At 62.7% G+C, this 22,599-nt stretch carries 22 protein-coding genes; 11 read left to right on the top strand and 11 right to left on the bottom strand.

Features of this window, described 5'->3' with window-relative positions:
- From VL202_RS18825 to phnG, 3 genes are all read right to left on the bottom strand, one after another.
- Positions 1 to 1,104, bottom strand: a 1,104-nt coding sequence (locus VL202_RS18825) for a carbon-phosphorus lyase complex subunit PhnI (RefSeq protein ID WP_325465610.1), incomplete at its 3' end; no start/stop codon positions are given.
- A 2-nt stretch (positions 1,105 to 1,106) separates the two neighbouring features.
- Positions 1,107 to 1,736, bottom strand: a complete 630-nt coding sequence (gene phnH / locus VL202_RS18820) for a phosphonate C-P lyase system protein PhnH (RefSeq protein WP_325465609.1) — start codon at positions 1,734 to 1,736, stop codon at positions 1,107 to 1,109.
- On the bottom strand, positions 1,736 to 2,203 hold the full coding sequence (phnG, locus tag VL202_RS18815; RefSeq protein ID WP_325465608.1) for a phosphonate C-P lyase system protein PhnG: 468 nt from the start codon (positions 2,201 to 2,203) through the stop codon (positions 1,736 to 1,738). The genes phnH and phnG overlap by 1 nt, the downstream gene beginning before the upstream one ends.
- An 86-nt stretch (positions 2,204 to 2,289) precedes the next feature.
- Between phnG and phnF the strand changes: the two genes are divergently transcribed.
- Positions 2,290 to 3,027 carry a phosphonate metabolism transcriptional regulator PhnF gene (gene phnF / locus VL202_RS18810; protein ID WP_325465607.1) on the top strand — a complete coding sequence of 246 codons (738 nt, stop codon included), beginning with the start codon at positions 2,290 to 2,292 and terminating at the stop codon, positions 3,025 to 3,027.
- Positions 3,028 to 3,086: 59 nt separating this feature from the next.
- On the opposite strand, the gene VL202_RS18805 is transcribed toward phnF, so the two are convergent.
- Together VL202_RS18805 and fba are read right to left on the bottom strand one after the other, a co-directional pair.
- Complete coding sequence (locus VL202_RS18805; RefSeq protein ID WP_325465606.1) at positions 3,087 to 3,926, bottom strand: fumarylacetoacetate hydrolase family protein; 840 nt, start codon at positions 3,924 to 3,926, stop codon at positions 3,087 to 3,089.
- 182 nt (positions 3,927 to 4,108) lie between these two features.
- Complete coding sequence (gene fba, locus VL202_RS18800) at positions 4,109 to 5,155, bottom strand: class II fructose-bisphosphate aldolase (RefSeq protein ID WP_325465605.1); 1,047 nt, start codon at positions 5,153 to 5,155, stop codon at positions 4,109 to 4,111.
- 147 nt (positions 5,156 to 5,302) lie between these two features.
- On the opposite strand from fba, the gene VL202_RS18795 reads away from it, so the two are divergent.
- The 6 genes from VL202_RS18795 to VL202_RS18770 all read left to right on the top strand — a co-directional run bounded on the left by VL202_RS18795 (position 5,303) and on the right by VL202_RS18770 (position 12,114).
- Positions 5,303 to 5,641, top strand: coding sequence for a hypothetical protein (locus tag VL202_RS18795; protein ID WP_325465604.1), 339 nt, complete (start codon positions 5,303 to 5,305; stop codon positions 5,639 to 5,641).
- A gap of 147 nt (positions 5,642 to 5,788) precedes the next feature.
- Positions 5,789 to 7,387, top strand: a complete 1,599-nt coding sequence (locus VL202_RS18790) for a peptide ABC transporter substrate-binding protein (RefSeq protein ID WP_325465603.1) — start codon at positions 5,789 to 5,791, stop codon at positions 7,385 to 7,387.
- Between the two features lie 57 nt (positions 7,388 to 7,444).
- Positions 7,445 to 8,368, top strand: a complete 924-nt coding sequence (oppB, locus tag VL202_RS18785; protein WP_325465602.1) for an oligopeptide ABC transporter permease OppB — start codon at positions 7,445 to 7,447, stop codon at positions 8,366 to 8,368.
- Entirely contained in the window at positions 8,361 to 9,497 is a 1,137-nt protein-coding gene (locus tag VL202_RS18780; protein WP_325465601.1) for an ABC transporter permease, read from the top strand. Before oppB ends, VL202_RS18780 begins: the two co-directional genes overlap by 8 nt.
- A 1-nt stretch (position 9,498) precedes the next feature.
- Positions 9,499 to 11,100 carry an ABC transporter ATP-binding protein gene (locus VL202_RS18775; RefSeq protein WP_325465600.1) on the top strand — a complete coding sequence of 534 codons (1,602 nt, stop codon included), beginning with the start codon at positions 9,499 to 9,501 and terminating at the stop codon, positions 11,098 to 11,100.
- Between the two features lie 102 nt (positions 11,101 to 11,202).
- A complete protein-coding gene (locus tag VL202_RS18770) occupies positions 11,203 to 12,114 on the top strand; it encodes an SMP-30/gluconolactonase/LRE family protein (RefSeq protein ID WP_325465599.1) in 912 nt (303 codons plus the stop codon).
- A gap of 13 nt (positions 12,115 to 12,127) precedes the next feature.
- Here VL202_RS18770 and VL202_RS18765 read toward each other — a convergent pair whose 3' ends face one another.
- Positions 12,128 to 13,051 carry a DMT family transporter gene (locus tag VL202_RS18765; RefSeq protein ID WP_325465598.1) on the bottom strand — a complete coding sequence of 308 codons (924 nt, stop codon included), beginning with the start codon at positions 13,049 to 13,051 and terminating at the stop codon, positions 12,128 to 12,130.
- Between the two features lie 512 nt (positions 13,052 to 13,563).
- Between VL202_RS18765 and VL202_RS18760 the strand changes: the two genes are divergently transcribed.
- The gene (locus tag VL202_RS18760; RefSeq protein ID WP_325465597.1) at positions 13,564 to 14,625 is read left to right on the top strand and encodes a DUF475 domain-containing protein; all 1,062 of its coding nucleotides are present in this window, start codon (positions 13,564 to 13,566) and stop codon (positions 14,623 to 14,625) included.
- 97 nt (positions 14,626 to 14,722) lie between these two features.
- Here the strand turns inward: VL202_RS18760 and VL202_RS18755 are convergent, their stop codons facing one another.
- The 5 genes from VL202_RS18755 to VL202_RS18735 all read right to left on the bottom strand — a co-directional run bounded on the left by VL202_RS18755 (position 14,723) and on the right by VL202_RS18735 (position 19,373).
- Entirely contained in the window at positions 14,723 to 15,022 is a 300-nt protein-coding gene (locus VL202_RS18755) for a hypothetical protein (RefSeq protein WP_325465612.1), read from the bottom strand.
- 35 nt (positions 15,023 to 15,057) lie between these two features.
- Positions 15,058 to 16,575, bottom strand: a complete 1,518-nt coding sequence (locus tag VL202_RS18750; protein ID WP_325465596.1) for a tripartite tricarboxylate transporter permease — start codon at positions 16,573 to 16,575, stop codon at positions 15,058 to 15,060.
- Between the two features lie 9 nt (positions 16,576 to 16,584).
- Positions 16,585 to 17,076 (bottom strand): tripartite tricarboxylate transporter TctB family protein, encoded by a 492-nt coding sequence (locus VL202_RS18745; RefSeq protein ID WP_325465595.1) that lies wholly within the window; start codon positions 17,074 to 17,076, stop codon positions 16,585 to 16,587.
- Positions 17,073 to 18,017, bottom strand: a complete 945-nt coding sequence (locus VL202_RS18740; protein ID WP_325465594.1) for a tripartite tricarboxylate transporter substrate binding protein — start codon at positions 18,015 to 18,017, stop codon at positions 17,073 to 17,075. Before VL202_RS18740 ends, VL202_RS18745 begins: the two co-directional genes overlap by 4 nt.
- A gap of 294 nt (positions 18,018 to 18,311) precedes the next feature.
- Positions 18,312 to 19,373, bottom strand: a complete 1,062-nt coding sequence (locus VL202_RS18735) for an ABC transporter substrate-binding protein (RefSeq protein ID WP_325465593.1) — start codon at positions 19,371 to 19,373, stop codon at positions 18,312 to 18,314.
- 204 nt (positions 19,374 to 19,577) lie between these two features.
- Between VL202_RS18735 and VL202_RS18730 the strand changes: the two genes are divergently transcribed.
- The 3 genes from VL202_RS18730 (at position 19,578) to VL202_RS18720 (ending at position 22,406) form a co-directional block, all read left to right on the top strand.
- Positions 19,578 to 20,192 (top strand): hypothetical protein, encoded by a 615-nt coding sequence (locus VL202_RS18730; protein WP_325465592.1) that lies wholly within the window; start codon positions 19,578 to 19,580, stop codon positions 20,190 to 20,192.
- A gap of 148 nt (positions 20,193 to 20,340) precedes the next feature.
- Positions 20,341 to 21,015 (top strand): response regulator, encoded by a 675-nt coding sequence (locus VL202_RS18725; protein ID WP_325465591.1) that lies wholly within the window; start codon positions 20,341 to 20,343, stop codon positions 21,013 to 21,015.
- A complete protein-coding gene (locus VL202_RS18720; protein ID WP_325465590.1) occupies positions 21,012 to 22,406 on the top strand; it encodes a sensor histidine kinase in 1,395 nt (464 codons plus the stop codon). Before VL202_RS18725 ends, VL202_RS18720 begins: the two co-directional genes overlap by 4 nt.
- Positions 22,407 to 22,599: the final 193 nt, after the last annotated feature.

Below are 22,599 nucleotides of genomic sequence, written 5' to 3'. Positions count from 1 at the left end.
GGCCTCCAGCAGATCGGTGGATGTGTCGCCGGCCTGCCTTGCCTCGTATTCGGCGCGCATGCGGCGGACGAGATCGAGTTCAGCCTGGAAATCGACATAGTGCGGCAGTTTCAGGTGCTCGACGAAGCCGGTCGCCTGGACGTTGTCGGAATGCGAGATGACGAATTCCTCGTCCTGCGCCGGCGCGACGATATCCTCGCCGAATTCTTCCGCCCTCAAGGCCCGATCGACGAGCGACATGGCCATTGCCTTGCGCTCGCTCTGGCCGAAGACGAGGCCGTAGCCGCGGGTCAATTGCGGCGGCGTCTTGGCAGAGCCCTGGAACTGGTTGATCATCTGGCACTCGGTTACCTGGACACGCCCCAGCGAAACAGCAAACCCGAGCTCGGGAATATCCAGCTCCACCTCGACCGCGCCGATGCGCACTTCGCCAACGAAGGGATGGCTGCGGGCATAGCCGCGCTGGGTGGAATAGGCGAGCGCCAGCAGGAAGCCCTCGTCGCCGCGTGCCAGGGCCTGCAGGCGCAGGTCGCGGTTCAGCGGAAATTCCAGTGGTTCGCGCGTCAGGTCGCCCGGCACATGGTCCTGCGGCATCTGGCCATCGCCTTCGATCAGCCCTTCGCCGGAGAGAATATCGGAGACGCGCATCATCGACCCTTCGTCGGCTGGCCGGCGCAGCGGCTCGGCAACCGGCGTGTCGGTCAAGAGGGTTGGATCGAGCAGGCGGTGAGTATAGTCGAACGTCGGCCCGAGCAGCTGGCCGCCGGGCAGGTCCTTGTAGGTCGCCGAGACGCGGCGCTCGATCTTCATGGCCGCGGTATCGACCGGCACCGACATGCCGAAGCGCGGCAGGGTGGTGCGATAGGCCCGCAGGATGAAGATCGCCTCGATCATGTCGCCCCGCGCCTGCCGCACGGCGAGCGCCGCGAGTTCACGGTCATAGAGCGAGGCCTCGGCCATGACGCGATCGACGGCAAGGCCAAGCTGGGCGACGATCTGGTCGATCGAGATGGCGGGCAGCGAGCGATCGCCACGGCGGCGATCGGCGAGCAGCTGGTGCGCGTTGGCGATGGCGGCTTCGCCCCCCTTGACGGCAACATACATGGTCAGATCTCCCGGCGGCGAAGTTTGGTGGTGCGCGGCAGGCACAGGACGTCGGTGCCGGCCACGAGGATCAGATCGACGCCGCGCGGGAACAGCGCCCGGTTTTCATTCCACAGCGTCAGGAAGATATCCGGCAGGCCGGCAGGCGCGACGGTGATCTCCTCGCGAATGCCGGGGCCGGTCGCGGTGAAGGCCGGGCCGCCCTGCAGGGCAGCGATTTCCAGCACCAGCGTCGCGGAACGGTCCGGATATTCCTGCGTTCCGAGTGCGAACTGGTCGAAGCCCGGCACGAGCCCACCCTGTTCAACGAAAGCGAAGCGGGCTTCCGGCCGGACATCCGTCAGCGGTGCGCCGGTATGGAACGACAGCCAGGCGGGAACGGTGGATGCGGCGAGCGCGGTGCTGAGCCACACGGGCGTGCCGTCGTCGCAGAGCGTCAGCGCGATCGCACCGGCACCGGCGCCGAGCGGGGCCGGCGGGTGGGCCGCGGCGCCGAGCGGCAGGATCGTGCCGGGTCGCGCCATGGCATCCATCAGCGCCTTGAACACGGACTGCGACTGGAACACCGGATCCGCAAAGGCGCCGGCATAGGCGCTGGCTGCGTCCGAGCGCTGTTCGTTCTGGATGGTCATCAATTGTCTCCTCGCACCATGGTGAAGAAATCGACCCGCGTCGCCGCCGTCTGCTCGGCCTGCAGGCGGTCTTCAACCGCGATTCGGCCCTCGATGGCCTCGACCATCCGCAGGACGGTCTGCCGATATTCCGGCCGCTGCTGGAGCGCATCGAAGATGGCGGCGAGGCGGGCCTTTTCCCGGTCATTGCCGAGCAACTGCCCATGGCCGACTTCGCCTGAGGCGAGACGCACGGTGGCGCGGCTGACCGTTGCTTCGCCCAGATTAAAGGCGTCGCCGCCACCGCCGACACGGCCACGCACCATGATCAACCCGGTTTCGGGACCACGCACGGGGTGCACGTCCGGCTTCGGCGCGACGGCCTGCCATCCGGCCTGCAGCTCCGCGACGGTGGCGCGCGCCAGAAGGCCCATGGTCCGTTTGCGCTGATCCGCCGAGGCGTCTCGTTTTTCTCTGATCGAGTCCATTGCTTTCCGTCCGAAATGTCTATTGATATAGACAACCATACATCTGATGACCCACTTCTAGAACGACAACATGACGGGCCTGTGACATGAATTCGAAAAAGACCGTCGAGCGGCAGACCGGGGTCGCCCTCTGGCGGCAGATTGCCGACCTGATCCGGCTTGCGATCAGCAATGGCGAATACGACAAGACCGGTATGGTTCCGCCGGAGATGATGCTGGCAGGCCAGTTCGGTGTCAACCGCCATACGGTGAGGAGCGCGCTTGCGGCGCTGGCCGAGGAGGGCTTGGTCCAGGCGATCCAGGGGCGCGGCACCATCATCCAGCGCAGGGAACGCCTGAGCTTTCCGATCTCCCGCCGCACCCGCTTTTCGCGAGGCCTGAGCGACCAGACACGCGATATCGAAGCCCGATTGCTGGCGCATGCGACGCTGCCGGCCGCCGGCGAAGTCGCCGCCGGGCTCGGCATCGCACCAGGAGCGTCCTGTATCCAGCTGAAATTGCTGAGCAGCGCCGACGGCCGGCCCGTATCCTGTTCGACCAGCTATTTTCCGGAAGCCAGATTTCCCCGCATCGCCGAACATTTCGACAAGCTCGGCTCGATCACCAAGGCGTTTGCGGCGGAAGGCCTCGCCGACTATGTCCGCGCTTCGACGGAACTTGTCGCCCGGCATGCCGATGCCAATGAACTCTCTCTGTTGCGGCTTTCGCCCGGTGCAATCGTCATCGAGGCGACGGCGATCAATGCCGATCCGGACGGCGCGCCGGTACAGTTCGCCCGCACCCGCTTCGCCGCCGACCGCGTCAAGCTGAAGATCGAAACCTGAACGCAACAAAAAAAGGGCGCGATGCCGAAACACGCGCCCTCGATCAAAACACCTTAAACTCAGATGTCAGCGATGAAGGTCTGCTTCTGGGTTCCGAGGCCTTCGATGCCGAGCTCGACGACATCGCCCGCTTTCAGATACTGCGGCGGCTTGAAACCCATACCGACGCCGGGCGGGGTGCCGGTCGAGATGATGTCGCCGGGATGCAGCGTCATGAACTGGCTGAGATAACTGACGACATGGGCGACGCCATAGACCATCGTCTTCGACGAACCGTTCTGCTTGCTGACGCCGTTCACCGTCAGCCACATCTTCAGGTTCTGCGGATCGGCGACTTCGTCCTTCGTCACCAGCCAGGGACCGGTCGGGCCAAAGGTGTCGCAGGACTTGCCCTTGGTCCATTGGCCGGCGCGCTTGGTCTGGAAATCACGTTCGGAGACGTCGTTGATGACGCAGTAGCCGGCGACGTGATCGAGCGCATCGGCTTCGGAGACATATTTCGCCTTTTTGCCGATGACGACGCCCAGTTCGACTTCCCAGTCGGTAGCTTCGGAACCGCGCGGGATGAGCACGTCGTCGTTCGGCCCGACAATGGCCGAGGTCGCCTTCATGAAGATCACCGGTTCGGGCGGTACGGTCGCGCCTGTCTCGGCGGCATGGTCGGCATAGTTGAGACCGATGCAGATGAACTTGCCGGTTCCCGCGACGCAGGCGCCGAGACGCGGAGAGCCGGCGACAACCGGCAGGCTGTCGATATCGAGCCCGTTGGCCCAGCCCATGTCGCTGATCGCAACGCCGCCGACATCGCCGATTACGCCGCTCAAATCCCTGATCTGGCCGTCCGTGCCGAGAACGCCCGGCTTTTCCGAGCCGATCGGCCCATACCGCAGAAGTTTCATGTTCCTCTTCCCTCAAACGCAAACAATGATGCGACCTGACAAATCAAAGGCAGGCCTCATTGTAAAGCGCTTTTGCCGGTCGGGGCGTGGGCAAATCTTGTGAGGGGTGGCATGTTCGCCAAAGTCGCGGCATTCGAAGCCGGCGGCATGTGGCGGAACCCAAGCCCCGCCACATGGCATGCTCAGGCAGCCTTCGAATAGGCCTTCGCCATGTCGGGAAGGCGCATGACGCGGATCTTGGAGGCCTGTCCGGCGGCGTTGAACGCGATGAAGCGCTCCTTGCAGAGTTCGGCCATGCGCGCCGTTGCAGGCTTGAGATAGTTGCGCGGATCGAAGTTGTCCGGATTCTCCTGAAAATGCTTGCGAATCATGCCCGTGAAGGCGAGGCGCAGGTCGGTATCGATATTGACCTTGCGCACGCCGAGCGGAATAGCCTTCTGGATCTCGGCGAGCGGAACGCCCCAGGTCTGCTTCATCTTGCCGCCGAATTCGTTGAACAGGTCCTGCAGGTCCTGCGGCACCGACGACGAGCCGTGCATGACCATATGGGTGTTCGGCAGGCGCTTGTGGATCCTTGCGATCGTATCGATCGACAGGATTTCGCCGTCCGGCGCGCGGGTAAACTTGTAGGCGCCGTGGCTGGTGCCGATGGCAACGGCCAGCGCGTCGACGCGAGTCTTCTCGACGAAATCGAAGGCCTGCTCCGGATCCGTCAGCAGTTCCTCGCGCGACAGCTTGCCTTCGAAGCCGTGGCCGTCTTCCTTTTCGCCGGCGCCCGTTTCGAGGTTGCCGAGACAGCCAAGCTCGCCTTCGACCGAAACGCCGGCCGCATGCGCGATCTTCACGACTTCGGCGGTGACGCCGACATTATAGTCATAGGACGCGATCGACTTGCCGTCGGCCAGCAGCGAACCGTCCATCATGACGGAGGTAAAACCGTTGGTGATCGCGGAAATGCAGGTCGACGGCTGGTCGCCGTGGTCGAGATGCAGGCAGACCGGGATATGCGGATATTCTTCGGTGGCACCGAGGATCAGGTGGCGCAGGAAGGCATCGCCGGCATAGGCGCGGGCACCACGGCTGGCCTGCAGGATAACCGGGGAATCCGTGGCATCGGCGGCTCGCATGACGGCCTGAATATATTCCAGATTGTTCACGTTGAAGGCGGGCAGGGCGTAGTTGTGTTCAGCGGCGTGGTCCAGCAACTGACGCAAGGTGATCAATGCCATTCAAGAGGTCTCCCGTTTCTCGCGCCGCCATGAACATGCGGCATCCACCGTTATTCTCCGATTGAGCAGAACTGCTCGCCACACACGCCAACCGGTCTTTCGACCAGCCCTCCTGGCAAACGCGGGACGGATTTGTCCGCACCTTAGATGATGATCCGAGTTTGGCAACCGCCGCAAAAACGGAAATGGCCGCAGTTCAGGACCGGTAACGTTGCAGATCGCCGGCTGTGGACAAAGTTTCGCGCATTTTTTTCTCAAAAAATACGAAACAGCTTTTGGTTGAACGCCGGCTGGCATGCACGACGCCTTTCCAGGTATCGTGCAGTTCGGTTTGCCGCGCCCGCCGCGAACGATCCTTTCCGCAGGCAAATCCAGCCGGAATACATATTACGTAAGGTGCTTGAAATCCTTTCCAATCTTGCGCGACAGTCGGTCGATACCCGCACGAGCATTGTCCGCAACTGCCGCAAACCCACCGAAAAATGACGCGATTGAAATGCAACCGCGACGCTATAGTTACAGGCCTGTCATGGTTCCTGCGGCCTTCATTGCATGACAAAGAGCCTTGCCTTTGCCCGAAAATTGGCATTCTCTCGCCGCTTCACAACCTAAAAGAGGGGAAGGATAACAAAAATGACATTGGCAAAAATCAACCTCCGCACAGCCATGCTGCTGGGATCGATTCTCATCGGCGCAAGCCCGGCGCTCGCCGAAACCGTCCTGCATCGCGGCAATGCCGGCGAACCGCAGACGCTCGACCAGGCCCACACCTCGATCAACATCGAAGAGTTCATCCTCAAGGACCTCTATGAGGGTCTGACAATCTATGATGCAGCCGGCAAGGTCGTCCCTGGCGCGGCCGAAAGCTGGGACCTCTCGGACGACGGCCTCGTCTACACCTTCAAGCTCCGCGCCGACGCCAAATGGTCGGACGGCTCGCCGGTAACCGCCGAGGACTTCGTGTTCTCGCTCCAGCGCGTCGAGGATCCGAAGACCGCAGCCGGTTACGCCAATATTCTTTTCCCGATCAAGAATGCCGAAAAAGTCAACAAGGGCGAAGTGCCGGTCGATCAGCTCGGTATGAAAGCCGTTGACGAGAAGACGCTCGAAATCACGCTCGAGCGCCCGACGCCCTTCTTCCTCGAGTTGCTCGCGCACCAGACCGCGCTGCCGGTCTCCAAGGCCAGCGTTGAAAAGAACGGCGCCGATTTCGTCAAGCCCGGCATCATGGTCTCGAACGGAGCCTACAAGCTCGTCTCCCACACGCCGAACGACAGCCTGACCACGGAAAAGAACCCATCCTACTGGGATGCCGCCAACGTCAAGATCGACAAGGTGATCTTCTACCCGATCGACGACCAGGCGGCCTCCGTCCGCCGGTTTGAGGCCAAGGAAATGGACCTCGCCTATAACTTTTCGGCTGACCAGTTGGACCGCCTGCGCGCGTCCCATGGCGAACAGGTCCATGTTTCGCCGACGCTGGCGACCTACTACTACGCCTTCGACACCCGCCAGGAGCCCTATAGCGACGTGCGCGTCCGCCGCGCGCTCTCCATGGCCGTCGATCGCGACTTCCTGGCCAAGGAAATCTACTCGGGCTCGCAGCTGCCGTCCTATTCCATGGTGCCCCCGGGCATGGCCAGCTACGGCGACCCGGCAAAGGCCGACTTTGCCGACAAATCCCAGCTCGACCGAGAAGACGAAGCGCTCAAGCTGATGAAGGAAGCCGGTTACGGCGAAGGCGGCAAGCCGCTCGACATCGAAATCCGCTACAACACCAACCCGAACCACGAGCGCGTCGCCACCGCCGTGGCCGACATGTGGAAGAACACGTTCGGCGCCAAGGTCTCGCTCGTCAATCTCGACGTCTCCTCGCACTACGCCTACCTGCAGGAAGGCGGCAAGTTCAACGTTGCCCGCGCCGGCTGGGTTGCCGACTATGCAGATGCCGAGAACTTCCTGGCGCTCAGCGTCTCCTCGAACAAGACCTTCAACTACGGCCACTTCGAGAATGCCGACTTCGACGCACTGATGAAGAAATCCTACGAGGAAATCGATCCGACTGTCCGCTCCAAGACGCTTCATGAAGCAGAAACGCTTCTGATGAAGGAACAGCCGATCGCTCCGTTCCTCACCCAGGCAGACCTCTGGCTGGTATCCGACAAGGTGAAGGGTTGGCAGGATAACGCCGTCAACGCGCATCTGAGCCGCTTCCTGAGCGTTTCCGAATAACGGATTTTGACGCGCGGCGGTCTTTACCGCCGCGCGTCACGGTCAGAGAGCAAACCCATGATCTCCTTTGTCCTGCGTCGCCTGGCGAGCGCTGTGCCGACCCTGTTCATCGTCGTCACGATTTCATTCTTCCTGATGCGATTCGCCCCCGGCGGCCCGTTCAACCTGGAACGCCCCCTGCCGCCGCAGACCATGGCCAACCTGATGGCCACCTATCACCTCGATCAGCCGCTCTGGAACCAGTACGTCACCTATATCGGCAATGCCGTGACAGGCGATTTCGGTCCGAGCTACATCTACAAGGACAACACCGTCGCCGAGCTGATCGGCAAAGGCCTGCCCTATTCGATGGAACTCGGCTTTTATGCCCTCATGCTTGCGCTGATCGGCGGCGTGCTCGCCGGCACGATCGCGGCGCTCCGGCAAAACAGCGCCCTCGACTTCGCCATCATGTCGATTTCCACCATCGGCGTCACGGTACCGAACTTCGTCGTCGGCCCGGTCCTGACCCTCATCTTTGCCATCACCCTCGCCTGGCTTCCGGCCGGCAGCTGGGGTGATGGTTCGCTTCGTTTCCTGATCCTGCCAATGATCGCGCTGGCCCTGCCGCAACTGGCGGTTTTTGCCCGGCTGACGCGCGGCTCGATGATCGAGGCCTTGCACACCGACCATATCCGCACCGCCCGGGCCTACGGCCTGCCGGCCCGCACCGTCGTCATCACCCACGCCATGCGCGCCGCGATGCTGCCGGTCGTCTCCTATCTTGCCCCTTGCGCGGCTGCTCTCCTCACCGGCTCCGCCGTCGTGGAGACGATCTTCACCATTCCCGGCGTCGGCCGCTATTTCGTGCTGGGCGCCATCAATCGCGATTACACGCTGGTCATGGGCACGGTCGTGCTCGTCGCCATCTTCGTCATCGTCTTCAATCTTCTGGTCGACATTCTCTACGGCCTTCTCGATCCGAGGGTTCGCCATGACTGATATCCTCACCCCCGCGGTTCTGCCGCCCGAAACCCAGAGCCGCAGCCTGTTCCAGCTCGCTGCCCTGCGCTTTCGCCGCAACCGCGCCGCCATGGCCGGTTGCGTCGTGCTGGCGCTGATTGCCATGTTCTCGTTCCTTGGCCCCTATTTCATCAGCCACAGCTACGACCAGGTCTTCCCGTCCTATGTCACGATCCCGCCGAACCTCGAGCCACGGCCGGATGCATCCAGCCTCCAGGAGGTGATGGAAGGCGTGGCCGGACGCGCCCGCGTCGAGCTCAAGGAATTCGCGGTCGAGGGCCAGACCTTCACCGCCACCGTGACCTCGAGCTCAGACGAGCCGATCGATCCGCGCACCACCCGCTACTTTGACCGGGCCAACGAATTCGACAGCACGCAGGTCGTTGCGACCGAGGATGACGGCAAGGTGCTGAAGCTCACCGGCAGCGTCTCGCGCGAATATTTCCTGTTCGGCACGGATTCGAATGGCCGTGACCTGATGGCCCGCGTCATGCTCGGCGGCCAGATCTCGATTGCTGTCGGCCTGCTCGCCAGCCTTGTCTCCTTGAGCATCGGCGTGCTCTACGGCGCCACCTCCGGCTATATCGGCGGCCGCGTCGACAACGTCATGATGCGATTCGTCGAAATCCTCTATTCGCTGCCCTTCGTCTTCCTCGTCGTCGTCCTCGTCGTGTTCTTCGGACGCTCGTTCATCCTGATCTTCCTCGTCATCGGCGCGGTGGAATGGCTGGACATGGCCCGCATCGTGCGCGGTCAGACGCTGGCCCTGAAGCGGCGTGAATTCATCGGCGCGGCACAGGCTCTGGGCCTGACCGACTGGCAGATCATCCGCCGCCACATCATCCCCAACACCATTGGACCTGTGGTGGTTTTCGTTACTGTCGTCGTGCCGAAGGTTATCCTGCTCGAAAGCTTCCTCTCCTTCCTCGGCCTCGGCGTCCAGGCGCCGCTGACGAGCTGGGGGGCGCTGATCGCCGAAGGCGCCAACAACATCCAGTCGGCCCCCTGGCTTTTGATCTTCCCGGCAATCTTCTTCGTCCTCACCCTGTTCTCGCTCAATTTCGCCGGTGACGGCCTGCGCGACGCGCTCGACCCGAAGGACCGCTGATATGAATGATTCACGGGAAACAATTCTCGCCGTGCGCGATCTCAAGGTCACCTTCACCACGCCGGATGGCGACGTGCAGGCGGTCAAGGGCATCGATCTCGACATAAAGGCCGGCGAAACGCTGGCCGTTGTGGGCGAATCCGGCTCGGGCAAGAGCCAGACGATGATGAGCATGATGGGCCTTTTGGCCGGCAACGGCCGGGTCACCGGGTCGGCCAAATATCGCGGCCAGGAATTGGTCGGGCTGCCGCTGAAGGCGCTGAACAAGGTGCGTGGCGCCAGGATCACCATGATCTTCCAGGAGCCGATGACATCGCTTGATCCGCTTTACACGATCGGCCGGCAGATCGCCGAACCGATCGTCCAGCATCGCGGTGGTACGTTCAAACAGGCGCGCGCCCGCGTGCTTGAACTGCTGGAATTGGTCGGCATTCCCGATGCCAAGCGCCGGATCGACAGCTATCCGCACGAAATGTCCGGCGGCCAGCGCCAGCGTGTGATGATCGCCATGGCGCTCGCCAACGATCCCGACATCCTGATCGCCGACGAACCGACGACGGCGCTCGACGTGACCATCCAGGCGCAGATCCTCGACCTGCTCAACACGCTGCAAGCCAGGTTCGGCATGGCGGTGGTGCTGATCACCCATGACCTCGGCATCGTCAAGCACTTCGCCAGCCGTGTCGCCGTGATGCGCCGGGGCGAGGTCGTCGAGACGGGCACGACCGCCGACATCTTCGAGAGGCCGCAGGCAGACTATACGAAGATGCTGCTTGCCGCCGAACCCCATGGCCGCAAGCTGTCGCCCGCCGACACCGCCCCGATTATCCTTGAAGGCTCGAACATTGCCGTCGATTATGCCACCGGCGGCGGCCTGTTCGGCTCGTCGTCCGGTGTGTTCCGGGCCGTCGACGGGGTATCCATCCGGCTGAAGGAAGGCCAGACGATCGGCGTCGTCGGCGAATCCGGCTCCGGCAAGTCGACGCTCGGCCGCGCGCTTCTCAGGCTGGTGCCGAGCAGCGGCCGTTACCGGTTCGGTTCGACCAATATCTCCGATTTCGGGCGCTCGGCGATGCGGCCGCTGCGCCGCCAGTTGCAGCTGGTGTTCCAGGATCCTTACGGCTCGCTGTCGCCGCGCCAGACGGTCGGCGAGATCATCACCGAGGGGCTCTATGTCCACGAGCCGCAGCTCAGCCGCGCCGATCGCGACAAGCGCGCCATCGAGGCGCTGAAGGAAGTCGGGCTCGACCCGGCGGCACGCAACCGCTATCCGCACGAATTCTCCGGCGGCCAGCGCCAGCGCATCGCCATTGCCCGCGCCATCATCCTCAAGCCCCGCGTCGTCATCCTCGACGAACCGACCTCGGCGCTCGACCGTTCGGTGCAGGGTCAGGTCATCGACCTCCTGCGCACCCTGCAAAAGGCCCATGGCCTCTCCTACATCTTCATCAGCCACGACCTCTCGGTGATCAAGGCGATGTCCGACTATGTCGTGGTGATGAAGAACGGCAAGATCGTCGAGGAAGGCGAGACCGACGCCATCTTCGAATCGCCGCGGGAGACCTACACGCAGACGCTGATGAGTGCGGCATTTACGGCGTAAACCGGTCATTCCGGCTGCAGATTCCAGTCCCGAACTTTATCCGATACTCTGCCCCAGATTCGGACGCAGCGTCCGAGCCATACCCCACATCGGAGCACGAACATGACCGGCCCGTCGCTATACGAGATTCACGATCCCCGTTTCCGCTCGCTGATCGTCGGCAGCGCCGTGCTGGAGGAGCTTTACTCCGGCTGCCGCTGGGCGGAGGGGCCGGTCTGGTTCGATGATGCGCAACAGTTGCTGTGGAGCGACATTCCCAATCAACGGATGCTGCGCTGGGTGCCGGATGGCGGCGTCTCGGTCTATCGCGCGCCCTCGAATTTCGCCAATGGCCACACCCGCGACCGGCAGGGCCGGCTCGTTTCCTGCGAACACGGGACGCGGCGCGTGACGCGCACCGAGGTCGACGGCTCGATCACCGTTCTCGCTGACAGCTATCAGGGCAAGCGGCTGAACTCGCCCAACGATGTCGTGGTGCGCTCCGATGGCAGCATCTGGTTCAGCGATCCAAGCTACGGCATCCTGTCGGACTACGAGGGCTACAAGGCCGAGCCGGAGCAAACGGAACGCAGCATCTACCGCCTCGATCCGGTGACCGGTCAACTCGCCGCCGTTGCCAGCGATTTCCTCCAGCCCAACGGCCTTGCCTTCTCGGTGGATGAAACGAAGCTCTATGTGGCCGACAGCGGCACCAATCCCGACGATACCGCGCCGGCCCATATCCGCGTCTACGATGTCGACGGTGACCGGCTCACCAATCCCGGTATTTTCTGCCGCCTCGACGAGGGGCGCCCGGACGGGTTCCGGCTGGATACGAACGGCAATGTCTGGACGAGCGGCGGACCCGCCGTGCATTGTTTCGCACCGGATGGAGCGCTGCTCGGCAAGATCCGCGTTCCGCAGGGCGTTGCGAACCTCACCTTCGGTGGCCCGCGCCGCAACCGGCTGTTCATCACCGCCACGCAGTCGCTCTATTCGATCTATGTGACGGCAACGGGCGTGCAGCGCCCCTAAGAGCGCTTCCGGATCAGACGACTTCAGTGACTTCGCCGAGCGGTTTCTTCAACTGCTGCTCGCGGAAGAAGATGAACAGGCCGGACGCGACGATCAGCGCCGCGCCGGCGATCACCGTCCAGCGCGGCGTATCATCGAAGAAAATCCAGCCGAACACGACGGCCCAGAACAGCAAGGTATATTGCAATGGCACGACGGTGGCCGCGTCCGCCAGCTTTAGCGAGCGGCTGACCAGGACATGGGCGAGCATGGCGACGATCCCGAGCAGGCAGAGACACAGCACGCCGCGAAGGTCCATCGGTGCCCAGCCGGCCGGATTGGCAGCCACGCCGGCCAGCGAAAAGATCAGCGCGCCCGTCAATTGCCAGAGAATCAGCGTCGTGTCCGGGGTTGAGCGCAAGGCCCGGCCGAGAAGCAGCGCGAAGGCGAAGCAAGCGCTGCCCGCCAGCGCGATCAGCGCCGGCAGGGAAAAGCTCTGGGCCGATGGTTCCAGCGCCACCAGCACGCCGGCAAAACCGATGAGGATAGCTGTCCATCGACGCCATCCGACCTTTTCACCAAGCAGGAAAGGCGAGGCCGCCGCCACATAGATCGGCGCGGCCAGCCAGTAGGTCATGGCGTCGGCCAGCGGCATATAGGCAACCGCGAAATAGAAGGCCGATGCCTCGATCGCAAACAGAAGCGCGCGCAAGGCATGCAGCCATGGCCGATCCACGAGGAAAAGGTTTCGCCAGCCCAGCTTGATGAAGAACGGCACCAGCACGATGAGCGCCGCGATGCTGCGGATCGTCATCAGCTGGCTGACCGAATAGGTCGATACCAGCCATTTGCCCATGACGTCGTTGAGCGAAAACATCAGCATGCCGAGCAGCATGAACAGCACGCCGGTGCGCGCGGCATTCGCCGAGTGAACGATGGGGGCTGTCTGGATCGTCATGATTTCGGGTTTCCGGCCAAGATGGCTGCCAGTCGCATATTCTCCCGTCGATATCCATCCCCGAAAACTGATGGGTTGATCAGCGATCGGAATGCAGTGCTGATCCTTCGCCGAAACATGGATTTTGCGTGCGATCATTCTCGTGAGCGCACCGAACGTGCCGATGAAATCGGCCGCGGGAGCGCAAGCTCCGGTGAAGGCACGTCCAGCTTACGGTAAAAGACGAGACAATGACGGCCGTTATCCTTGACCTTCTCCCTATCCTATCTAAATAAGCCATAACTTCGCAGTGCAGGGCATTTCTAGACGCCTGTGGAGTGAACCTGATACCGGGCCCCTCTGGCGAGAGTTTTACGGCGCTCTCGTGATGTCGGTATCACCCGCAAGTTAGCCGGCGGATATAGTCCAATGACACTCCACCTCATGCGTTCTTCGCATGCCTATCCTGGCATGCGGGATTTCTTCGTCTATTTTCAGGCCCTTTCCAGCATCGACGGATCGGAGGTGCGGCCATGACGCCCGCTTCCCAGACCTCGACGCTCGGCTATTTCAAATGGGCCTTCATCGTTACAGCCGCCGGTCTTGCAGCCGGTGCCTGGCTCGGCTGGTCTTCGACCGGCACCTTGAGCGGCATGGCCACCGTGTTTTTCGTCTGTGCGGTTCTGGCCGTCCTCGAAATCTCGCTTTCCTTCGACAATGCCATCGTCAATGCCAACAAGCTGAAGGAAATGACGCCGGTCTGGCAGCACCGGTTCCTGACCTGGGGCATCATCATCGCCGTCTTCGGCATGCGCATCGTCTTCCCGCTGCTGATCGTCGTCATTGCCGCCGGCATCGGCCCGATCGACGCCCTGGTACTCGCCGCCTCCCGTCCGGAGGAATATGCCCGGATCATGAACGAGGCCCATCTGCCGATCGCGGCCTTCGGCGGCACCTTCCTGATGATGGTCGGCCTGAAATTCTTCTTCGACCATGAGAAGGATGTGCATTGGATCAAGGTTCTGGAACGCAACATGTCGCGGTTTGCGACCGTCAAGGGTGTCGAGATCGCCTTCGTCCTGATCCTGATCCTGATCTTCTCGTCCTTCCTTGAGGGCGCGGAAGCCACCACCTTCGTCTATTGCTCGATCTATGGTCTTTTGACCTTCCTCCTGGTGGAAGTGATCGGCGGACTGCTCGATGCCTCGCAAAAGACGATGACCGCTGCGGCCCAGGGTGGTCTCGGCGCTTTCATCTATCTCGAAGTGCTCGATGCCAGTTTCTCGTTCGATGGTGTCATCGGCGCCTTCGCCCTGACACAGAACCTGTTCGTCATCGCCATCGGCCTTGGCATCGGTGCCATGTATGTCCGCTCGATGACCATCATGCTGGTGGAAAAGGGCACGCTGGCCGAATACCGCTATCTGGAACACGGCGCGTTCTACGCGATCCTGATCCTGTCAGTGATCATGTACTGCCAGACGCTGGTCCATATTCCGGAAGTCATTACCGGCCTCGGCGGCGCGGCGCTGATCGGCGTCTCGCTCTGGTCGTCGATCCGGCATAATCGAAACCACAGACATATCGAGGCTTAAGCCCTCGACCAGCCAATAAAAAACCCGCCGATCGCGTGATCGGCGGGTTTTTTCATGCCTTGGAGAAGCCGCAAGGCCCGCCCTTAACGGCCGGCCATTAGCGCTTCGTGGAATGAAAGTTCGCGGGGTTGATACCGAGCGTATGGAGGTCGCGGTCCAGCGGACGGCGGTTGCCTTCGACTGCTGCGGCGGCGGCCGAAGCCGCGCCGAAAATGGCGATGGCAGTACCGAAAAAGCCTCGGGCAGATTTACGGGCACTCATCTCTTTGCTCACTTTCCTGTGTTGGTTGCTGCGTTGTTCGATAACGGGAATATGAGCCCCACCATCCCCGTTTACAACGCACAGGAATTCACCCCAGCCATGCAAAATGGAGAAGGCCCGGCCGACGCATGCCAACCGGGTCTTCTATGACGGTCTGGGGAGGAACGTCGTCAGTCTTCGCTTGCCGCCAACTGCGACAGCACTTCGCCACGGCCCCTTGCACGCAGGATCAGGGGCACGATCAGCGCCAGTGCCGCGATGACCAGCAGCACGGCGGCCACCGGCGAAGTAAACAGCACCGTCACATCACCCTGGCTGATCGACAGCGCCCGGCGCAGTTGCTGCTCTGCCAGGGGGCCGAGGATCAGGCCGACCACGACGGGTGCGATCGGATAGCCGAAGATGCGCATGACATAACCCAGCAGGCCGAATGCCAGCAGCATCCCGAGTTCGAACACCGACGGATTGGCGCCGATGGTGCCGAGCGTCGCAAACAGCAGGATGCCGGCATAGAGCCAGGGTTTTGGGATCGTCAAAAGCTTCACCCACAGGCCGACCAGCGGCAGGTTCAGCACCAGCAGCATGAAATTGGCGATCAGAAGCGAGGCGATCAGGCCCCAGACCAATTGCGGATTGGTGGCAAACAGCAGCGGGCCGGGCTGCAGGCCGTATTGCTGGAAGCCGGCCAGCATGATCGCCGCCGTCGCGGTCGTCGGCAGGCCGAGAGTCAACAGCGGCACGAGCGTGCCGGCGGCAGACGCATTGTTGGCCGCTTCCGGCCCCGCGACGCCTTCGATGGCGCCGTTGCCGAATTCTTCCGGATGTTTGGTCAGGCGCTTTTCAGTCGCGTAGGACAGGAAAGTGCCAATCTCGGCACCGCCCGCCGGCATGGCGCCGATCGGAAAGCCGATCGCCGTTCCGCGCAGCCAGGCCTTCCAGGAACGCGCCCAGTCCTGACCGGTCATCCAGACCGATCCCTTGACCGCTTCGACCTTGTCCGGCCCCTGGTCGCCCTGGGCCGCGATGTAGAGCGATTCGCCGATGGCGAACATGGCCACGGCGAGCGTCGTTACCTCGACCCCGTCGAGCAGGTCGGGAATGCCGAAGCTCATGCGCGCCTGTCCCGTCAACTGGTCGATGCCGATGATGGCGAGCGCGAAGCCGATGAACAGCGAGGTCAGGCCCCGCAGCGTGGAATCCCCGAAGGCGGAGGAAACGGTAACGAAGGCCAGTACCATCAGCGCGAAATATTCACGCGGGCCGAAGACCAGGGCCAGCTTGACGACGAACGGGGCGATGAAGGCCAGCGCCAGCGTGGCGATGAGGCCGGCGACGAAAGAGCCAATGGCCGCCGTCGCCAATGCCGGGCCACCTCGCCCGGCCCGGGCCATCTTGTTGCCCTCGAGCGCCGTGACGATGGAGGCGCTCTCACCCGGCGTGTTGAGCAGGATGGATGTGGTCGAGCCGCCATACATGCCGCCGTAATAGATGCCGGCGAACATGATCAGCGAGCCGCCCGGGTCGAGCTTGTAGGTGACGGGCAGCAGCAGCGCCACCGTCAGCGCCGGGCCGATACCCGGCAGAACGCCGACGGCCGTGCCGAGGGTCACGCCGATCAGGGCATAGAGCAGGTTCATTGGCTGGGCGGCGATGAAAATGCCCTGCAGCAGGAAATCGAATGTGGTCATGTCAGGGCCTTACCAAAACAGGTGTTCGAGCGGACCGGCGGGCAGCGACAACTGCAGGAGGCCTGCAAAGATCAGCCAGACGACAAGACAGATCGCGACACCGATCGGGATGGTGAACCAGAGCTTGCGCTTGCCGAAACCGGCAGCCGTCAGGGCAAACAACAGACCGGTGGCGATCGAGAAGCCAAGCGGCTTCAAAAGCAGCATCTGCGCGACGAGACCGCCGACGATCCAGACGACGGGTGCGACTTGCTGGCGTTCGCGCACCGGGAAATCACCCCGAATCGCTTCAAAAACCGTCCAGGCTGCCAGAAGCAGCAGGCCGCAGGCGATGACGAAGGGAATGGTGGCCGGGCCGATGCCCGAATAGCTGGCGATCTTGGCCAGCCGTGATGTGTCCCAGAAGATCACGCCGGCAAGCGCCGCCAGGAAGACGGCAATGGCAAGCGCCACCCTGTCGGGGCGGCGCTTTTCCGTTGAAGGGGTGTGACCCTGGCTCATTGAACGAGACCGATGTCCTTGAGGACGGCTTCAGTGGATGAGACGTCCTTGGCCAACTGTTCCTTGAAGGCGTCGCCGGCGAGATAGGTGTCCGTCCAGCCCTTGGTCTTCAAGGTTTCCTGCCAACCGGCCGACTTGGCCAGCTTCTCGATATCGGCCGAAACGGCGGCCTTCTGCTCATCCGTCAAGCCGGGAGCGGCGGCAACCATGCGCCAGTTTTCAACCACGACGTCGAGACCGCCTTCCTTGATGGTCGGAGCATCGATGCCTGGCAGGCGCTCCGGGCTCGACATGGCGAGAAGGCGCAGCGTGCCGGACTTGATCTGCGATTCGAATTCGCCATAGCCGGAAATGCCGGCCGTGACCTGGCTGCCGAGAATGGCGGCAAGCGCTTCGCCACCGCCCGAGAACGCGATATAGTTGATCTTGGTCGGATCGACGCCGGCCGCCTTTGCGATCAGGCCGACAGCGATATGGTCCGTACCGCCGGCGGAGCCGCCGCCCCAGGAGACCGCGCCCGGATCCTTCTTGAGGGCCTCAACCAGATCGCCCATGGTCTTCAACGGCGAATCCGCCGGAACGACGATAGCCTCGTATTCGCCGGTCAGGCGCGCGATCGGCGTCACGTCGTTGAGCGTCACCGGTGATTTGTTGGTGAGGATGGCGCCGACCATGACGTAGCCGCCGACGATCAGGGCATTGGCGTTACCCGCCGACTGGCTGGCAAACTGGGCAAGACCGATCGTGCCGCCGGCGCCCGGTACGTTCTGTACCTGCACGTTGCCGGAGATGCCTTCCTGCTGCATCACGGTCTGGATCGAACGGGCCGTCTGGTCCCAGCCGCCGCCCGGATTGGCAGGAGCGATGATGGTGTAGTCGGCAGCGACGGCCGGCAGGGCGAGAGCGCCGGCGAGAATGGTTGCCAGGAAAAACTGTTTCAAGAGAAGTCCTCCGTCAGGCGCGCTGTTTTCGGCGCGCATTGTTCATCTTTGCGAACAGGGGAGCGATTCACCGGCAGATTCGACCGCGGCGGCCTCAGGGCTCGCCGTTGCGCGGGTCTGGTGAAACTCCTCCCATACGCCTCGATCGTCCGCCTCCACGGACGATGAAGAACTCCAAGGCACCACAGCAAGCTGTCATTTACCTGACATCGGTGGAAACCTTGCCGGATGCAATGTCCCTTAATTTTCACGCCCCGTCTACCGGCAGGCCGAAACTTCCCCTTCCGGCAAGGATCACTGCAGGCGCAAGACCTCGTTCCAGCGCGCGATCAGCCGGGCGCGCTTGACCTGGTCGAGATAGACCATCAGTCCGGGGCTGACCGGAACCGGCCGCAACTGCGCGCCCAGCATTTCGCGCAGGGTGTTGGCCGTATTGACCCCTGCCACGTCGGGGCTGACAGCCGGGATCTGCAATTCCCGCGCCATGATCGTTTGGCCTTCCGTCGACATGAAGAATTCCAGGTAACGTCGCCCGAGATCCGGTGACGCCGCCGCCTGCGGCACGAGACCGATGCGCGACATGACGACGGTATAGTCGCGCGGCAGCACGATGCCGACATCGGGATGACGCGAGGCCCAGTCGGCGGCATAAGAGCCGAGGATGTTGTAGCCGAGCACGAAACGCCCGTCCGACACCCGCTCGAGAATGGCCGAACTGGTGGAATAGAGTTTCACCCCCGCGGCACCCATCGCCTGTATTACCGACCAGATATCGCCGAACTGCTCCTGGTCGCGCGCCATGAACAGGAAGCCGACGCCGGAGCGCTCGATATCATAGGTGCCGATCTTGCCGTAGACGGCGCTTCCCTGCCGCTTGAGGTAATCGACGAATTCGGCACGGGTCGAGGGCGGCTTTTGCGTGGTGAAGCTCGGCTTGTGATAGACGAAGACCGCCGGCTCGAAGGTCAGGGCATAGGCAGTGTTGCGCCAGTTCGCCCAGGATGGCCAGCGGCCCGACATCGGCAGGTCGCTGCGCTGCGCATAGCCGTCATTGCTGAGCTTCACCTGCAGGTCCATGGCCGAGGAAAAGGCAAAATCCGCGGTCTTTTGCCCGGCATCGGTCTCCTTGACGATCCGGTCGTATATCTCGCCGGTCAGCATGTCCTCGTAGCGCACCGCCACATCGGGATTTTGAGCCTGGAAGCCGGCGATCATCGGCTTGGCCAAAGGCTCGTCAAGCGACGAATAGACGACGACTGTCTGCGCGGCTGCTTTGCCGGAGAGGGCCGGAAACATGACCGGCTGGGCCATGGCCGGAAAGGCAAGGAGACCGAGAAAGGGAAGAAGGAACCGCATGGAACCATCTTGCAGCAGCGACCGCACCTGCACAAGGGACGGGCCTGCACAAGCGATGGGCTTTGGGACAGAACCCATCGAGATAGGCCCGCACAGGTTTCGCGGCCTAGGGTCCGACCGCCGGGGATGATCACGCGGCCAGTTCGTATTCGCCCTGCAGCACCGGATGAACCGGAAGCGGTGATCACAATAACGGGATTTTCCATGGTTACGCCCCTCCAGTCCGTTCGTCTTCAGTCCGCGCAGTTTCTTCTGAAAGCGCTGAAGGAGACCGAGCAGCAGTCCGACACCGGCAACAGCCGCACGGCGTTGCTGCAGCGCTACGGAATAGACACGTCAAGCTCCTCCTCGCAGACGCTGTCCGCGCTCCTGTCCTCGCTGTCGCCGGCGACGACCGAGACGGAGGAGCCGGCCATTTCCAACGATGTCACGACGGCCTCGTTCATGGCCGGGCTCAAAAAATCACTGGAAGCGATGGCGGAGACGGCCGGAACGAGCGCGCAGGGAAAATCCATGCTGGCGGCGCTGGAAGCCGGAACGCTCACCGTCGCCGATCCGCTGAGCGGCGTCACCATCAAGGCCTGGGATACCGGCAGCGCCGACGAGAAGGACACCGACAGCAAGGCGGGCGCGGCAATCGAGAAATCCGGCTGGAGCGCGTTCCTCAAGGCGCATCTGTCGCGCGACGCCGATGCCGCCTTCACCAAGACGGCCGAGGGCAGCTATGTCGACAAGACCACCGGCGACAATGCCTATTTCGGCACGGTCGGCTCCGAATATGTCTATCTGACCTGGCCGCAGGCAAAGCCCGCGGCCTGATCGGGCCGAATTCTCCCATCCGTCACGCAGCCTTTGGGTATCCTTGCCCAAAGGCATCATAAAGCCTTGAATCCCCGGACCAATCCCTGCAAATCCGGCTTCCGTTTCCCGCCCCATGCAATATTATGCCCCAAGGGAGAACACGGAATTGCGCATTCTTTTGGTCGAGGACAATCTGGCGCTGTCGCAGGGGCTGTCGGCGATATTGCGCGGCAGCGGCTATGCCGTGGATATCGTCTCCGACGGCGCCTCTGCCGATGCCGTGGCATCGACCGAAACCTTCGATCTCGTCATCCTCGACCTGACATTGCCGGAAATGGATGGGCTCGACGTTCTGCGCTCGATGCGGGCACGGCAGAACAAGGCCGCGGTGCTCATCCTGACCGCACGCGGCACGCAGGAAGAAAAGATCAAGGGGCTCGATCTCGGCGCCGACGATTACATGATCAAGCCTTTCGACGTCAGCGAGTTCGAAGCCCGCGTCCGCGTGCTTTTGAGGCGCCAGGCGGGCTTGCGATCCTCTCTGGTCAGCTATGGCAACGTGTCGCTGGACCTCAACTCGCGGACATTTTCCGCCGATGGTATCACCGTCGATATTCCCGCCCGCGAACTGGGTTTGCTGGAAATCCTGTTCATGCGGGCCGGCAAGGTCGTCGCCAAGGAGGCGATCATCCAGTCGCTGACCGCCTTTGACGACGATCTCAGCGCCAACGCCATCGAGCAATATGTCAGCCGGCTGCGCAAGCGCCTGGCGCCGCATGGGCTCACCGTGCGCACGGCGCGCGGCATCGGCTATTATCTCGACAAGACGGCAGGCGGATGATGGTTGCCGCCGCCTATTCGCTGCGCCGCCGGCTGCTTGCCTGGCTTCTGATCTCCACGGCGGTGATCGGCGCGCTCGCCCTGATCGACACCTATCGCGAGGCGGTAAAAACCGCCAATGTCGTCTCCGATCGGGTGCTCGCCGGCTCGGCGCTGGCGATCGCCGAGCGTGTCGTGGTGGCCGAGGACGGTTCGCTCGAAGTCGATATTCCCTATGTGGCGCTGGAAATGCTGACCTCGGCGGCGCAGGACCGGGTATTCTACCGCGTCGACGGTCCGCCCGGCCGGTTCATCACCGGCTACCAGAACCTGCCATCGATCACCGACATGGAGGGCCAGTCGGCCGTCTATGCCGATGCACAATTCCGTGGCGAACCAATCCGGGTCGCGGCGCTCGAACGATCCGCCTCGACCGGCATCAATTCCGTGCCTTTCGTCGTCACCGTCGCCGAAACGACCATCGCCCGGCGGCAACTGACGCAGGCCATCCTGCTGCGCTCGGCCTTTCGCCTCGGCATGATGATTCTCGGAGCGGCGGTGATCGTCTGGATCGCGGTCACGTTTTCGCTGCGCCCGCTCTATCGGCTTGGGGATGCGATCGCCGAGCGCAATCCGGATGATCTCCATCCGATCGACCAGCAGGTGCCGAGCGAGGTCCAGGGACTCGTCGAGACCGTCAATTCCTTCATGGTTCGCCTGCAATCGGCGCTGGATGCGCTGCGCCATTTCACCGGCAATGCCAGCCACCAGATGCGCACGCCGCTGGCAATCATCCGCACCCAGCTCGCGCTTTCCGCCCGCGCAACGACGCTGGAGGAAGCGCAGGGCGCTGCCCGCAAGGGCGACGAGGCCGTCGCGCATGCCGAGCGCATCCTGGCGCAATTGCTGCTCATGGCGAAAATCGACGCGGCTGGCTCAAGCGAACCGCAGCCGCTGGCGACCATCGACCTGACGGCTCTGGCGCAGGAATTGACGGGGGATCACGTGCCCGGCGCGCGCGACGCCGGCATCGATCTCGGTTTCGAGGGCGAGGGCACGGCAACCATCCGGGCGGAAGCGCTGCTGATCGGCGAATTGCTGCGCAATCTGATCGAGAACGCGATTGCCTATGCCGGCACGGGGGCGGAAGTGACGGTGCGCGTCGCCGCGCAGCCGGCAGAAATTAGGCTCGACGTCGAAGACAACGGCCCGGGCATCCCGCCGGACAGTCGGCAGGTCGCGCGCCAGCGTTTTGCGCGCGGCGGACGCGGGCAAGCTCCGGGAATGGGATTGGGTCTTCCGATCGTCGAAGAAATCGCCGGACTGTTCGGCGGACATCTCACGCTGGGCGAAGGGCCGGATGGCAAGGGACTGAAAGCCTCGGTCATCTTTCCGGCCGCTATATCTGCCTAAGGATCGAGCGAGATTCAGCGCAGGCCGGAATGGGCTGAATGGCGATTGGTCCTAGCGATTGCGCCCTGTCATGAGAGAGTTCGTTTCACGGGTCTGAACGAGAAGGATCGCGTTCCAGATCATCTGGACAAAGCCGCGATCAGACGGGCTCGACAGCTTGCGCTGCGAAAACATGATAAGCTCCATAAGGTTG

The sequence above is a fragment of the Pararhizobium sp. genome (assembly GCF_035497515.1).
Classification (GTDB): Bacteria; Pseudomonadota; Alphaproteobacteria; order Rhizobiales; family Rhizobiaceae; genus Pararhizobium.
This window is presented reverse-complemented; position numbering and strand designations above follow the sequence as displayed.

Bases quoted from the DNA above. Each gene is read 5' to 3' on its own strand.
- VL202_RS18730 (WP_325465592.1), top strand. From the start codon at position 19,578: ATGGTTACGCCCCTCCAGTCCGTTCGTCTTCAGTCCGCGCAGTTTCTT.
- VL202_RS18765 (WP_325465598.1), bottom strand. From the start codon at position 13,051: ATGACGATCCAGACAGCCCCCATCGTTCACTCGGCGAATGCCGCGCGC.
- VL202_RS18805 (WP_325465606.1), bottom strand. From the start codon at position 3,926: ATGAAACTTCTGCGGTATGGGCCGATCGGCTCGGAAAAGCCGGGCGTT.
- VL202_RS18775 (WP_325465600.1), top strand. From the start codon at position 9,499: ATGAATGATTCACGGGAAACAATTCTCGCCGTGCGCGATCTCAAGGTC.
- fba (WP_325465605.1), bottom strand. From the start codon at position 5,155: ATGGCATTGATCACCTTGCGTCAGTTGCTGGACCACGCCGCTGAACAC.
- VL202_RS18780 (WP_325465601.1), top strand. From the start codon at position 8,361: ATGACTGATATCCTCACCCCCGCGGTTCTGCCGCCCGAAACCCAGAGC.
- VL202_RS18760 (WP_325465597.1), top strand. From the start codon at position 13,564: ATGACGCCCGCTTCCCAGACCTCGACGCTCGGCTATTTCAAATGGGCC.
- VL202_RS18745 (WP_325465595.1), bottom strand. From the start codon at position 17,076: ATGAGCCAGGGTCACACCCCTTCAACGGAAAAGCGCCGCCCCGACAGG.
- phnF (WP_325465607.1), top strand. From the start codon at position 2,290: ATGAATTCGAAAAAGACCGTCGAGCGGCAGACCGGGGTCGCCCTCTGG.
- VL202_RS18735 (WP_325465593.1), bottom strand. From the start codon at position 19,373: ATGCGGTTCCTTCTTCCCTTTCTCGGTCTCCTTGCCTTTCCGGCCATG.
- phnG (WP_325465608.1), bottom strand. From the start codon at position 2,203: ATGGACTCGATCAGAGAAAAACGAGACGCCTCGGCGGATCAGCGCAAA.
- VL202_RS18790 (WP_325465603.1), top strand. From the start codon at position 5,789: ATGACATTGGCAAAAATCAACCTCCGCACAGCCATGCTGCTGGGATCG.
- VL202_RS18770 (WP_325465599.1), top strand. From the start codon at position 11,203: ATGACCGGCCCGTCGCTATACGAGATTCACGATCCCCGTTTCCGCTCG.
- VL202_RS18720 (WP_325465590.1), top strand. From the start codon at position 21,012: ATGATGGTTGCCGCCGCCTATTCGCTGCGCCGCCGGCTGCTTGCCTGG.
- oppB (WP_325465602.1), top strand. From the start codon at position 7,445: ATGATCTCCTTTGTCCTGCGTCGCCTGGCGAGCGCTGTGCCGACCCTG.
- phnH (WP_325465609.1), bottom strand. From the start codon at position 1,736: ATGACCATCCAGAACGAACAGCGCTCGGACGCAGCCAGCGCCTATGCC.
- VL202_RS18795 (WP_325465604.1), top strand. From the start codon at position 5,303: ATGATGATCCGAGTTTGGCAACCGCCGCAAAAACGGAAATGGCCGCAG.
- VL202_RS18750 (WP_325465596.1), bottom strand. From the start codon at position 16,575: ATGACCACATTCGATTTCCTGCTGCAGGGCATTTTCATCGCCGCCCAG.